The organism is Rhodococcus marinonascens NBRC 14363 (assembly GCF_001894885.1).
GTDB lineage: Bacteria > Actinomycetota > Actinomycetes > Mycobacteriales > Mycobacteriaceae > Rhodococcus_F > Rhodococcus_F marinonascens.
Window position 1 is genome coordinate 80,265 of record NZ_BCXB01000021.1, and the last position, 13,775, is coordinate 94,039.

Genomic DNA, 13,775 nt, shown 5'->3' on the forward strand with positions numbered 1-13,775 from the left:
TGTCCCCCGTCATGAACGTTCGTACCCTTCGTCAGCTCGATCCGGCTGGCCGCGGAACCGATGCCACAGCCGGCGGCCGGCGAGGAAAAGAAGCAGGGCACCCGCACCGGCTGTCAGCACTGCCAGCGCCTGCCCGTATGCGTTGGACCGTACTGTCACGCTGGTCGGCTCACCCAATTGCTGCCCATCACCGGTGGTCAGTGTGAAGTTGACGACGAGTTGGCGTGAGTCGTTGGCCGTGGTGGGCACGGTGAGGGTGCGACTGCCGCGCGGTGGGAGAGTAATCGCCCCGATGTCGGTGATATCCATCTCCGACGGCGCGTCCACCAGCAGTCGCACCGTGATACCCACTGGCAAGTCGTTCCGGGCCACCAGCAGCAACGGGCTTTGCTCCGACGCCAGCGTGTAGACACCGCCCGGCGACACGACGGTGGTGGCTCCGAACAGATCGTCCATAGTCTCGGCCACTACGTCGGCCCGCGTATCGGACGCCTCCTCCGCGTATCGGCGTTCGTCGTCGCGCCGGTGCGCGAGGCTCATCGAGCGCAAGATGTCCTCGCGGAGCGGTGCGATGAACGTGCCCGGGGTGAGCGGGGTCTGTGGATCGTCGACGAGCGCCGCGCTCAACGTGTCGATGCGGGATATCTGTGTGGCGGCAGCGTCGTGGATGTGCTCGGGGATGCGGTTTGCGGTGTGACCGGAGTAGTCGAGTGTCGCGACCTCCGTCGATCCGAGTTGGCCTCCCAGCAGCGCGGGCAGTGGGCGGGTCGTCGCTAACCCCGACCGCAACAGTGAAGACGCTGTGGACAGCAGGGCTGTCGCGTCGTCGGCGTCGGCGGTCCACAGTTGCGGCGGCACCACCATGAGCGAACGGGACGTCCTGGCGTTGCTCGCTGCTTCGGGTTCGAGAGCGGACCAGGCGACGGCACCGAGAGCGTCTTGCAGGCGGGCGGTCTGCGAGTCGTCGGCGAGGCGGTAGCGGGTGCCCTCAGGGGTGTAGATGGGCGTCTTCGGGGTAGTTCCCATAGCCGCGAGTGCGGCGCCGACCGAGGGATCGAATAGCAGGGCGTCGACGCTGCCGGTGGTGGAGGAGTTCTCGATGGTCCCCAGGGTGGTGGATTCACCAGTGCCCGGAACGGCGCTCTCGGCTTCCGCCGCCTCGATAACGTAGACGTTGTCCCTGGGGGTGCCCGTGTCGACGGCATTTGCCGCCACGAGCGCGGTGGTGGGAGCGTTCCCGCGGAGCATTTGTGCGGTCGCGTCGTCGAGCACTCCCGCGTCGCTCCACACGAAATTGCGTAGCGACGTGACACCCAGAACATCGTCGACAATGTCGGCGGGTGTCCTGATTGCGGCCGAAGTGAGGCTCGGGTTCGCAACTTCGGCGACTGCGGACAGGTCGACCTGCGAGAACGGTACCGAGGTCGTGCACATCGACGCGGCCAGCGACCGGGCGCGTTCGAGCCAGTCGGAAGCAGCCTCCCTGCCCGTGCCCTCGTGGGCGGAACCCGTGGGATCGGACGGATCGTCCACAACTAGGTATCCGCGGGTCATATTTTGGACAGTGATCAGCAGGTCGGGGTCAACCGCCAGGCACAGACTGTCCCGGAGCATGTGGTCAGGGTCGACGCTGTCACCGGTGGCGAATTCGGCAGCCGACAACAAGTCGTCGAGGCGTCCGCCCTCGGCGAGCGACTTCGCGAGGGCGTCGTCGACGAGACGAACCGGTTCGGTGATGGAACCGGGAACGCCCGCCGCGAGCCGAGGTCGGTCCGCCAGCGGCCACATCATTGTGAGGGCGACGGGGCTCGAGATGTCGGGTGGCACGGCGGGGCTCCCCGGGACGCCCAACACTGGGAGCAGGAAGCGGGCGTCGTCGAGACGCGCGGCGCCACCGTACTCGGGCGTGCCGTTCACGTTCACCATCAGCGGATACACACCTGGCTCGGTGATGTCGAGCGAGACCCCGGTGTCGGAGCGTAGCGGTAGCGAAAGCGTGAACTTTCTGCTCTGGCCCTCGTCGAGTCGGTTGGTGACGGTATCGAACATGCCGACTGTGTCGTACCGCGACTGATCGAGGGTGAGCGACGTACGGAGGCCTTCGCTGCGCGAGACGGCGGGAGCACGCTGCAGTCGTACATCGACATCGCGTACGGTGCGGTCGCCGACGTTCTTCACCGACCCGGACACGGTGACGGTCAGATCGCTGGTGGTGGTGACCGTCGCGGGCGTGACGGTGTCGATTTGCAATTCCAGAAACGCCGGGTCTTCGTCGATCATCTGGGTTTGGGCGCCCTCGTTCGGAATACGAGTCTGGGCGCTGTCATATGGAATACGACTCTGGGCGCTGTCGTATGGAGTAGGACTCTGGGCGACAGCCACACTGGTGCTGGTAGGAGCCAGCACGACCGCAAGTGCGGTCAGCGTCACGGCACCGACCCGTCGCAAAGCCATCCTCATCCGGCGTCTGGCCTCTTCTGGAGATTCACATCAGTGGTGGTTGTCATTCGGGAGATCAAGTCAGCGGCGATCTCCGCGAGTTTCCGTTCGTCTGCGTAGGCAAGGCGTGATTTCAACTCGGCGAGCGGCACCCACGCCACCTCGGTGACTTCGACATCTTCATCCGATAGTTCCCCACCCAGGCACTTCATCAGAAAATGGTGGACGGTCTTGTGGACACGTCGGCCCTCGGTGACGAACCAGTAGTCGATGCTGCCGAGCGATGCGAGGACGGTGCCCCGGATGCCGGTCTCTTCCTCGACCTCGCGCATCGCGGTCTGTTCGGCGGTTTCGCCCTGCTCGATGTGACCCTTGGGTAGCGACCACAGCAGTCGTCCGCGACGGTCGGTGCGGCCGATCAAGGCTGCGCACAAATTCGTTCTGGGTCCATCGAGGCCGGTGACGACGAGTCCGCCCGCCGAAGTTTCCCTGACCGTCTTCATGCGGGGTCTCTCGTGTTTACTGACGGCGTGTCGTCGCCGCGAGTTGCGGCGACTCCTATTCGCACGTTCGGCAGCAGACACCCCATTGATAGTAGTGGGCCCGGCTGTCCCCATATGTACGCCTCACCCGAACCGGGACACTTCGTGACAGTCCTGTTGCGGTGGGAACTGCAAGGTTCCTCGGCCGCAGCGGGTCGGGCTATTTGCGCACGTCGGTAAGCTTCCTGGACGTGACTGCCCCTTCTCTCGACGACGAGCGCCGTACACGACTGCTTGCCGCCGCCGCTGTGACGCTGCGCGAGTTGTCCGAAGTCCTGACGCCGCTCGGTGCGAGGTTCGCCGCCGCCGGTCATGAGCTGTACCTGGTGGGGGGCAGTGTGCGGGACGCGATCCTCGGCCGTCTCGGCACCGACCTCGACTTCACCACCGACGCCCGGCCGGAGCACATACAGAAACTGCTGTCGGGTTGGGTCGAGCACCAGTGGGACACGGGCATCAAGTTTGGCACGATCAGTGCCGTCAAGGCTGGTCAGCAGATCGAGATCACCACGTACCGCGCCGACACCTACGACCGGGTGTCGCGCAATCCCGCCGTCCAGTTCGGGTCGAAGCTCGAGGACGACCTGGTGCGCCGCGATTTCACGGTCAACGCGATGGCTGTGCGAATCGGCGCGGACGGGTCGCTGGATTTCGTCGATCCGTTGACGGGCATGGATGCGCTGCTGGCCGGCGTGTTGGACACGCCTTCAGCACCAGAGAACTCCTTCAACGACGACCCACTGCGCATGTTGCGAGCCGCGCGATTCGTCTCTCAACTGGGATTCTCGATGCACGAGCGCGTGAACCTCGCCATCGTCGACATGGCGCCGCAGATCGAGCGCATCACGGCCGAGCGCGTCCGCGCGGAACTCGACAAGCTGATCCTCGGTGAATTCCCCATTGAGGGTGTCAACGTGATGTGCGAGACGGGCCTCGCCGGCCACGTGCTACCCGAGGTGCCGCAGATGAAACTCGAGATCGACGAGCATCATCAGCACAAGGACGTGTACTCGCATTCTCTGACCGTCCTGAAACAGGCCGTCGACCTCGAGGAGGGTGACCCCGACCTGGTGTTGCGGTGGGCGGCGCTACTGCACGACATCGGCAAGCCAGACACCAAGCGCAACGAACCGGCCGGCGGGGTGAGCTTCCACCACCACGAGGTGGTCGGCGCCAAGATGGTCCGTAAGCGGATGCGGGCGCTGAAGTACTCGAAGCAGATGGTCGACGACGTCTCGCAACTCGTGTTCCTCCACCTGCGCTTCCACGGCTATGGCAAGGGCCAGTGGACCGATTCCGCTGTGCGCCGGTACGTGACGGACGCGGGACCTCTGCTGCCTCGACTGCACAAACTGGTCCGCGCCGACTGCACGACGCGCAACAAGCGGCGGGCCGCGGCACTGCAGGCCACCTACGACGACATCGAGGAGCGGATCGCTCGGATCGCAGAGCAGGAGGATCTCGCGCGGGTGCGCCCCGACCTCGATGGCAACGCGATCATGGAACTCCTCGCGATTCCCGCCGGACCAGACGTCGGGAAGGCGTGGAAGTTCCTCAAGGAACTCCGTCTCGACCGTGGACCGCTCAGCCGCGAGGAGGCCGAGGCGGAATTGTTGTCGTGGTGGGCCAAACGCGAGAAGTGACGGGCAGTGAGGAGCGCTATTTGTTCGGCGGCATGGCCGATGCTGCTCGACGGCGATGACTCCCACAGCGGGATTCCTCCGTATCCACTTTTTGGTGGCGCTGCTCTGCGAACGCGCCTGCACCCCGCGGATCCTGTCGGATCACCCGAGGGGGAGTTACTGATCCGTTATCTCACATAGCAAACCGGTGTGTATGTATCTGGTTGTCTGTCGAGCGACAGAAAAGGTGGACGAAGTGCCGGGTGGGGGTTCTATCTGTACTTGACGCCAGGCAAGCTGTTGGTTGTCGCAGCGGGCGCATTTGGAGGCCTGGCGGTGACGATTTGCGCGGCTACGACAGGTGTGACTTGCGCAGCTGTGTCAGCCGTACTCGCGTCACTCATGCAGTGGTTCAACAACCGTGGTGGGCTATGTCCTGGTGGGGAGCTCGAGACCAATGGGGAACCCCTTTAACCCTGGGATCTATGAGTTCAAGTGCGTGTGATGTGGGAGGTATCTGGTGAAGCGCTATGTCAGTGAGATTTGGCGTGCGGTCTCGCGGCGAGGCCTCCGGGTTCTAATCCCCTTGGTCTTCGTCATGACGGGTAGCAGCTGGGGCGCCCAGGGCTTCAGCGTGGCCGCGGGCGTCTTCGTGGCAGGCATGACAGGTGGGGCGATGGTTCTGCTGCTTCAGGCCCGCGCATCGGTGAACTCGGCGGGTACTGAACGCTAGTTGGTGGTTTCCGCGACACGGCTTCGACAGCATGACCGCTACGGAAGATGCGTTCCGAATCGATGCCGACGAGCAGGCTTCACTACCGTGGTGCCCGTCGGGTGCGAGAGAAGTCATCGAACGCTCACGGGGGTTAATCCCGACGAAACACGGTTTTCGGCAGCATGGAAGTCAGGTCGAGAGCCGGGTGGACCGGCGACGACCGTGCAGGTGAGGAGTACATCGATGCAGCACCAGATGGCCGGAACCTCCACCGTGAAGACCGCCTGCTCGTATTGCGGTGTCGGTTGCGGCGTGGTCCTCGAGGTCGGAGTCGATCCCGAGACGAAGGCGCGCCGTGTCATCGCGGCGACCGGCGACAAGGAGCATCCCGCCAACTTCGGCAGGCTGTGCACCAAGGGTGCGACCAGCGCCGAGATGCTGGTGGCCGGTGGTCGGATGGAAACCGGCTATCTACGCGACGAGCGCGGGCAGTCACCCGCGGCGGCGAACGTCGACGTGGTCATCAGCGAGACGGCCCGGCGACTGAAGGTGATACTCGACGAGCACGGCCCGGATGCACTCTCCTTCTACGTCTCCGGTCAGATGTCCATCGAGGCCCAGTATCTGATCACCAAACTGGCGAAGGGCTTCGTCGGCACCAACCAGATCGAGTCCAACTCCCGGCTGTGCATGGCCAGTGCAGGTACCGGATACAAGCAATCCCTCGGTGCCGACGGTCCACCCGGGTCGTATCAGGATTTCGACAAGGCCGACGTGTTCTTCGTGATCGGCGCGAACATGGCCGACTGTCACCCCATTCTGTTTCTGCGGATGATGGACCGGATCAAGGCCGGCGCCAAGTTGATCGTGGTGGATCCGCGGCGCAGCGCGACGGCGGACAAGGCGAATCTGTTCATGCAGATCACGCCGGGCACCGACCTGGCACTGCTCAACGGCCTGCTGCATCTGCTCGTCAAGAACGGACACACCGACCCCGAGTTCATCGCCGAGTTCACCGAGGGCTGGGAGGTGATGCCGGAGTTTCTCGAGGAGTACACCCCCGAGAAGGTTGCCGAGATCACCGGAATCCCCGAGGCCGACATCCGCACCGCGGCGCAGTGGATCGGCGAGGCCGCGAACTGGATGAGCTGCTGGACGATGGGGCTGAACCAGAGCACCCACGGCACCTGGAACACCAACGCGATCTGCAACCTACACCTGGCCACGGGCGCGATCTGCCGGCCGGGCAGTGGCCCGTTCTCCCTCACCGGCCAGCCGAACGCCATGGGTGGTCGCGAGATGGGCTACATGGGCCCTGGCCTGCCGGGCCAGCGGTCGGTCCTCGCCGCCGCCGACCGGACGTTCATCGAGAATCTGTGGGAATTGCCGGAGGGAGCCATCCGCACCGAGGTCGGCAGCGGAACCATCGACTTGTTCGAGCGCATGGTGGCTGGAGACATCAAGGCGTGCTGGATCATCTGCACCAATCCCGTCGCCACGGTGGCCAATCGGCGGACGGTGATCGAGGGCCTCGAAGCCGCTGAACTCGTGGTCGCGCAGGACGTGTTCCTCGACACCGAAACCAACGGTTACGCCGACATCCTGCTCCCCGGCGCGCTGTGGGCGGAGTCCGACTCGGTGATGATCAATTCCGAGCGGAACCTCACGCTGCTGCAGCAGGCCGTCGACCCGGTCGGTCAGGCCCTGCCTGACTGGCAGATAATCGCCCGCGTCGCCTGCGAGATGGGGTATGCGGAGGCGTTCACCTACGCAACCTCGGAGGACGTGTTCGAGGAGATCAAGCGCACGTGGAATCCTAAGACCGGCTACGACCTTCGTGGCATCACCTACGACCGCCTGCGTGAGACGCCGGTGCAGTGGCCGAGCCCCCCGGGTAACCGCACCGACCGCAACCCCATCCGCTACGTCAACGACGGCGTCAGCCAGAATCTGCTGTCGGCAGCGGACGGCTCATTCCCCCGACTTGCCTTCGCCACACCCACCGGGAAGGCGGCCTTCTTTCCGCGGCCCCACATGCTGCCTGCCGAGATGCCCGACGACGCCTACCCTTTCGTGCTCAACACCGGTCGTCTGCAGCACCAATGGCACACCATGACGAAGACGGGCAAGGTGGCCAAGCTCGGGAAACTGAACCCCGGTCCGTTCATCGAGATCAATCCCATTGATGCGCAGAAACTCTCGATCGTCGAGGGTGACAAAGTCGAGGTGGCATCCCGCCGCGGACGTGCCGTGCTACCCGCCGTCGTCAGCGACCGTGTCCTCAGTGGGGGTTGCTTCGCGCCGTTCCACTGGAACGACTCCTTCGGGGAGTACCTCAGCATCAATGCCGTCACAAACGACGCCGTCGATCCGGTGTCCTTTCAACCAGAGTTCAAGGTGTCCGCCGTGTCCCTGACTCGGGTGGCACCGGTGTCTGCGCCAGAAGGTCCGCAGTCCGGGGCGACGGTCGAGTTGCCGGAGGGTTCGCCCGCGGCTGAGATAGGCCGCCTCCTGGGTCTGGCCGACTCCGCTCCCCCCAGCTTTGACGATCACGAACGGGCGTATCTGGCAGGACTGCTTTCGGGGTTGCAGTCCAACGAGATTCAGGGTGTTCCGGTTCTTCCACCGAGCGCGCCGATCCACGGCTTCAAACGGATGTGGCTGGACGGGGTCATGGCCGGGCTGTTCTCCCGCTCCGACGTTTCGGATAGTGCGGTGGCTTCGGGCCGGAGTTCCGTGGGCACCGAAGCGGCGCGGCACCCGGTGACGGTGGTGTGGGCGTCCCAGACCGGCAACGCCGAGGAATTCGCTGCTGAGTGCGCCGAAAAACTGGCGGCGGCCGGGCACGCCACGCGGCTGATCAGCATGGACGAGTGCGACGTCGCGAGTCTCGCGGATGTCCGTGACTTGCTGATCATCACCAGCACTTTCGGGGACGGTGATGCGCCCGACAACGGCGGCGGCTTCTGGGCTGCGCTCAACAGTGACGAGGCGCCGACACTATCGCAGACCCGGTACGCAGTACTGGCTTTCGGAGACTCCAACTACAACGACTTCTGTGGGCACGGCAAGCGGATCGACTCCCGCCTCGGGCAACTCGAGGCGAAGCGACTGATCGACCGAGTCGACTGCGAACCGGATTATGAAGGCCAGGCAGGTGAGTGGTTGACCCAGGTCCAGAAGCTGATCGGGGAGCGACAGGTAGCGACGGGCACACCGGCGTCACCTGCGACGGCGACATCGGCGCGGCCCGCGACGGGCACACCGGCGCGGCCCGCGACGGGCACACCGGCGTCAGCCGTGCGCGAAGCGAAGAAGGCGTTGACGTATACCCGGAAGTCGCCATTGGTCACCCGACTGACCAGGAACGTCCCGCTCAGTTCCGCGGGTTCGTGGAAGGACGTGCGTCAGTTGGGCTTCGAAGTGAGCGATCCGGAATTTTCCTACGAGGCCGGCGATGCACTCGGTGTGTGGCCGACCAACAGTGAAGATGTTGTCGACGAGTGGCTGAAGGGCACCCGACTGACTCCGGATGTGCCGGTGAGGCTTCCGGACCTGCCGGAGATGTCGCTGCGGGACGCCTTGCGCACCCAGTTCGAAATTACCAAGACGACCCCCGACCTTCTACGGTTCGTGCGTAGCCGCACTCAGGACACCGAGCTGGATCGGTTGATGCGCCCGCAGAACAAGATCGCGCTCGGGCAGTGGTTGTGGGGACGGCAGTCGATGGACGTGCTGGCGGAGTACGAGGTGGACGCCGATGTCGAGGAGTGGCTGGGTGTTCTCACACGGCTTACGCCCCGGCTGTACTCGATCTCGTCGAGTTCCAAGGTCGATCCGGACGAGGTTCAGTTGACCGTCGCAGCGGTGCGCTACAACCACGAAGGCAAGAACCGTTCCGGCGTCTGCTCGACCTTCCTCGCGGACCAGTGCGATGACGCGGACGTGCCGATCTTCGTGCAGAAGTCGGCGCATTTTCGGCCCCCTCGAGCGGCCGATGCGCCGATGATCATGGTCGGACCGGGTACCGGAGTCGCGCCATTCCGCGGATTTCTTCATGAACGTCGGGAATTGGGTCACACCGGCAAGAACTGGATGTTCTTTGGTGAGCAGCACGAGGCAACTGACTTCTACTACCGCGAGGAGATGGAAGCCATGAAGCGAGACGGATTCCTCACGCACCTCGATGCCGCGTTCTCCCGGGATCAGCGGCAGAAGGTATACGTGCAGGATCGTCTTCGCGAACACGGCGCGGAGCTGTGGAGTTGGATGCAGGACGGAGCGTTCTTCTACGTCTGTGGCGATGCGAGCCGCATGGCGAAGGATGTCGACGAGACCCTCCGTGAACTCGTCCGCATCCACGGACGCCTCGACGAAGAAGACACCGAGCGCTACATGAAGCAACTGGTCGCCGACAAGCGCTACGTACGAGACGTGTACTGATTCGAATCAGCGGAGATCTTTCCTTGCTGATCCCGTAGATGCCGGCATACGATACCAATCATGGTGCATTTGCGGAACTTCTCTGTGTTTCTCGCCGCAGGTGCCGGGCAAGCACATTTGCGCACCGACGCCAGGATTTCGTTGTGACGAGGATTCGGATAAAGCAGGCCGCGGAACTGCTCGGTGTCAGTGACGATACCGTCCGTCGCCTGATCGACAATGGCAGCCTCACGGCGGCCAGGGACGAGTCGGGTCGCAAGGTGATCGACGGCGCGGATCTCGCGGAGTTCGCACGTACCAATGCGTCCACATCGCCGGATGTACTCAGGTCGGAGTCCTCGGCACGTAACCGCTTGACCGGCATTGTGACCGCTGTTGTGATGGACAAGGTGATGGCGCAGGTCGAAATGCAGTGTGGCCCCTTTCGTATCGTCTCGCTCATGAGTAGTGAAGCTGTCCGCGACCTCGGACTCGAACCCGGCACAGTCGCTGCGGCCGTCGTCAAGTCGACCACGGTCATCGTCGAAACACCCGGTACGGATTCATGAAGTCCTGGCGTCTGGTTGCAGTCGGAACCGCCACGGGCGCAATTGCCCTCACGCTACTCACCGGTTGTGGATCGGAAGAGAACACCTCGGACTCGACCGAATCTGCGTCGGGCCAGGGTGGCGACATCACAGTCTTTGCGGCGGCCTCGCTCGAGGAACCCTTCAGCGAACTGGCGAGAATCTACGAGTCCGACAACCCCGGATCCCACGTGGAGTTCAGCTTTGCCGGTTCCTCCGACCTCGCCGCACAGTTGGACCAGGGCGCGCCGGCCGACGTGTTCGCCTCTGCAGACACCGACAACATGACCAAGGTGGTAGATGCCGGCCTGGTGGAGGATCCCCCAGCCGACTTCGCGGCCAACACTCTGACCATCGTGACGGCACCTGGAAACCCGCGGGGCATAACCTCTCTCGCGGATCTGAACCGCGAGGGCACCCTTGTTGTCACCTGTGCACCTCAGGTTCCGTGCGGTTCCTCGACGCAGAAGGTCGAGAACGATTCGGGCGTCGAACTCACCCCGGTCAGCGAGGAGTCCTCGGTAACCGATGTGCTGAACAAGGTGATGGTCGGCCAGGCCGATGCGGGCCTCGTCTATGTCACGGAAGCGGCAGGTGCCGGCGATCGGGTGACGGCAGTCGCCTTTCCTGAAGCAGCACGGGCGGTGAACACCTATCCCATTGCAGTGCTGTCTGCTTCGGAGGAACAGCAGACGGCGCAGGGCTTTGTCGACCTCGTCGCCGGACCTGAGGGCCGGGCAGTCTTGGCACAGGCGGGTTTCGCGGCGCCGTGATTCGACCTGCGCTCGCGAGGGTCCCGTCCGGGCTTCCGGCCTGGATATTTCTTCCGGCGGCGCTCGGGGCTGGGTTCGTGGTCCTGCCGTTGCTCGCGATGCTGACGAGCGTCGACTGGTCGCGATTCTTCCAGCTGGTCACCTCGGAATCCTCCCTCGCTGCACTGAAACTGAGTCTGCAGACCGCTACCGCGAGTACCGTCCTGTGTGTTGTGCTGGGTGTACCGATGGCGGCGATTTTAGCGCGCAGTAGCTTTCGAGGAATTCACGTGCTGCGGTCGCTGGTGTTGCTGCCGCTGGTCCTCCCGCCGGTGGTCGGCGGGATCGCCCTGCTCTACACGTTCGGCCGAAAGGGCCTGATCGGCCAATACCTCGAGGTCGCGGGGATTCAGATCGCCTTCACCACCACCGCCGTGGTGCTCGCGCAGACGTTCGTTGCTTTGCCGTTCCTGGTGGTGAGCCTCGAGGGATCGCTCCGAACCGCCGGTCGGCGGTACGAATACGCCGCCGCCACGCTCGGCGCGAACCCCACCACGGTCTTCCGCCGGGTCACGCTTCCGCTGGTTCTGCCGGGGTTGGTGTCGGGAGCGGTCCTGTCGTTCGCCAGAGCGCTCGGCGAGTTCGGGGCGACACTGACCTTCGCGGGAAGTCTGCAGGGTGTCACTCGGACTCTACCGCTCGAGATCTATCTTCAGCGCGAGAGCGATGCCGACGCTGCGGTGGCATTGTCGCTGGTGCTGGTGGTGGTGGCCGTCCTCGTCGTGGTCGGAGCGCGGGGCTGGACGACGAGGGCCGCGCTGTGAGCGGCCTGAGCGTCGAGGCGCGGGTGGGCGCACGCGGGGTCGAGATGGGATTCGACCTCGGTGAGGGTGAGGTGCTGGCCGTCCTCGGCCCGAACGGTGCAGGCAAGTCGACTGCGCTCTCCATCGTTGCGGGTCTGGTACGCCCGGATACCGGGCGTGTGGAGCTGAACGGTCGCGTGCTCACCGATACAGCCCGGGGCGTGATGCTGCCCCCACACCGGCGCTCAGTCGCATTGCTCGCACAGCAGGCTCTGTTGTTTCCGCATCTCACGGTGGAGGCGAATGTGGCGTTCGCACCGCGAAGTGCTGGGCGGGGGCGCCGGGAAGCGCGTCAGATCGCCCAGAAGTGGCTGGATGCGGTGGAGGCGACGCAGTTCGCGGACCGCAGGCCCCACGAACTGTCGGGAGGGCAGGCTCAGCGCGTCGCGGTGGCCCGCGCCCTGGCTGCGGACCCACAGGCCCTGCTGCTCGACGAGCCGATGGCTGCGCTAGATGTAACCGCGGCCCCGGCGCTGCGGGTGCTACTCAGGCGGGTGCTGCGGGAAGGCCACCGGACAGCCGTCGTGGTCACGCACGATGTTCTCGACGCGTTGGCTCTGGCCGACCGAGTAATCGTCGTCGACGAGGGGCGAGTGGTCGAGTCGGGCTCGGTTCGGGATGTATTGACGTGCCCCAGAAGTTCCTTCGCGGCACGGATCGCCGGGCTCAACCTCGTATCCGTTTTCGGTGCGCCGGGTGACCTCTTAACCGCGACGGGGGTCCGGATGCACGGGCTGCCAGGTGCCGATTTCGTAGCGGGTTCGCCGGCAGTCGCGGTGTTCGCGCCGCACTCGGTCGCAGTGCACCTCCATCCTCCGGAAGGTAGTCCGCGCAACGTCTTCCGGGTCACGATCGCCGAGATCGAGGTGCGGGGCCCGATGGTCCGGGCGCGTGCGGGCACCGGAGATGGTCGGCTCGAGTTGAGCGCCGACGTGACCGCGGCGTCCGTCGCGGAACTCGATCTGATGCCGGGCGCCGACGTATTCTTCGTCGTCAAGGCGGCCGAGGTTGCTCTCCATGCCGCGCGAGCAGCATGATCTATGGTCGAAAAGTGTTCTCGGGGAATCTAGTTGAGCGATTCGCGTATCAGCAGATGTTGTAGCTGTCCCACTCACGAGATGGTGAATTGCTGTGAGGGAATCACTTTCGGTCAAGACTTCTCGCGCCGGCGGTTCGGGTTGCGGCATGTGGCCGCCTGGATGGGGAATCGGAATGGTTGGGGTCGAGGATCGTGTTCGAGCTTCGGGAGCAGTGAACCCCGAACCGGAAGATTCGGATAAACAGGAGAATTCGGACGAACCAAAAGAACCGGACTTCCGGGGTATCACAAGTGAACCTGCCCTAGCGCTGAGGGGGACTTGCGGCTACTCTTCACGGCATTCCCCGTCGGGGTGTCTTGGCTGTGGTCCGAGACACCTTATCTTGCAACAAGAATTCGACGGGGTCCACACGAAATTCGGGACAGCCTCGTTGTTCCATTGAGAGAGGATGCGTACGTGGATCGAGACGGTAGTTTGCGCGGCAAGCGCCCGGTCCGGGGGAGCTTCCCGCGTTTGTTGTTCGGGTTGACGACTACTGCTGCGATGATGCTCGGTATGGCCGGAGCGGGGGCGGCGACTGCGGTGGCGGATACCGCTTCTTCCGGTAACACGGTGATCGACACCATCTCGGTCGGGACCAACCCCGGGGACGTGGCGATCACTCCGGACGGGTCCCGCGCTTACGTCACCAACTATTACGACAAGTCGGTGTCGGTGATCGACGCCGACAGTAACACGGTGATCGGCACCGTTCGCGTCGGAAACAGGCCGTCGTCGGTGGCGTTCTCTCCGG

General features: G+C 64.3%; 10 protein-coding genes. 8 read left to right on the forward strand and 2 right to left on the reverse strand.

Features of this window, described 5'->3' with window-relative positions; all coding sequences use genetic code 11:
* Window positions 1–9: 9 nt before the first annotated feature.
* Window positions 10–2,454 carry a DUF6049 family protein gene (locus tag RM2_RS15625; RefSeq protein ID WP_072690479.1) on the reverse strand — a complete coding sequence of 815 codons (2,445 nt, stop codon included), beginning with the start codon at window positions 2,452–2,454 and terminating at the stop codon, window positions 10–12.
* Window positions 2,455–2,456: 2 nt separating this feature from the next.
* A complete protein-coding gene (locus RM2_RS15630; RefSeq protein WP_072690492.1) occupies window positions 2,457–3,023 on the reverse strand; it encodes an NUDIX hydrolase in 567 nt (188 codons plus the stop codon).
* A 149-nt stretch (window positions 3,024–3,172) separates the two neighbouring features.
* On the opposite strand from RM2_RS15630, the gene RM2_RS15635 reads away from it, so the two are divergent.
* The 8 genes from RM2_RS15635 to RM2_RS15670 all read left to right on the forward strand — a co-directional run.
* Entirely contained in the window at window positions 3,173–4,624 is a 1,452-nt protein-coding gene (locus RM2_RS15635; protein WP_072690493.1) for a CCA tRNA nucleotidyltransferase, read from the forward strand.
* Window positions 4,625–5,201: 577 nt separating this feature from the next.
* Complete coding sequence (locus RM2_RS25660; RefSeq protein WP_281250422.1) at window positions 5,202–5,336, forward strand: hypothetical protein; 135 nt, start codon at window positions 5,202–5,204, stop codon at window positions 5,334–5,336.
* A gap of 225 nt (window positions 5,337–5,561) precedes the next feature.
* Window positions 5,562–9,761 (forward strand): bifunctional nitrate reductase/sulfite reductase flavoprotein subunit alpha, encoded by a 4,200-nt coding sequence (locus RM2_RS15645; protein WP_072690481.1) that lies wholly within the window; start codon window positions 5,562–5,564, stop codon window positions 9,759–9,761.
* A gap of 143 nt (window positions 9,762–9,904) precedes the next feature.
* A complete protein-coding gene (locus tag RM2_RS15650) occupies window positions 9,905–10,309 on the forward strand; it encodes a TOBE domain-containing protein (protein WP_072690482.1) in 405 nt (134 codons plus the stop codon).
* Window positions 10,306–11,100 carry a molybdate ABC transporter substrate-binding protein gene (gene modA, locus RM2_RS15655; protein WP_072690483.1) on the forward strand — a complete coding sequence of 265 codons (795 nt, stop codon included), beginning with the start codon at window positions 10,306–10,308 and terminating at the stop codon, window positions 11,098–11,100. Before RM2_RS15650 ends, modA begins: the two co-directional genes overlap by 4 nt.
* On the forward strand, window positions 11,097–11,903 hold the full coding sequence (locus RM2_RS15660) for an ABC transporter permease (RefSeq protein ID WP_072690484.1): 807 nt from the start codon (window positions 11,097–11,099) through the stop codon (window positions 11,901–11,903). The genes modA and RM2_RS15660 overlap by 4 nt, the downstream gene beginning before the upstream one ends.
* Window positions 11,900–12,979, forward strand: coding sequence for a sulfate/molybdate ABC transporter ATP-binding protein (locus RM2_RS15665; RefSeq protein WP_072690485.1), 1,080 nt, complete (start codon window positions 11,900–11,902; stop codon window positions 12,977–12,979). Before RM2_RS15660 ends, RM2_RS15665 begins: the two co-directional genes overlap by 4 nt.
* Window positions 12,980–13,438: 459 nt before the next feature.
* Window positions 13,439–13,775, forward strand: a 337-nt coding sequence (locus RM2_RS15670; RefSeq protein WP_373863341.1) for a YncE family protein, incomplete at its 3' end; no start/stop codon positions are given.

Bases quoted from the DNA above. Each gene is read 5' to 3' on its own strand.
- RM2_RS15625 (WP_072690479.1), bottom strand. From the start codon at position 2,454: ATGGCTTTGCGACGGGTCGGTGCCGTGACGCTGACCGCACTTGCGGTC.
- RM2_RS25660 (WP_281250422.1), top strand. From the start codon at position 5,202: ATGACGGGTAGCAGCTGGGGCGCCCAGGGCTTCAGCGTGGCCGCGGGC.
- RM2_RS15645 (WP_072690481.1), top strand. From the start codon at position 5,562: ATGCAGCACCAGATGGCCGGAACCTCCACCGTGAAGACCGCCTGCTCG.
- modA (WP_072690483.1), top strand. From the start codon at position 10,306: ATGAAGTCCTGGCGTCTGGTTGCAGTCGGAACCGCCACGGGCGCAATT.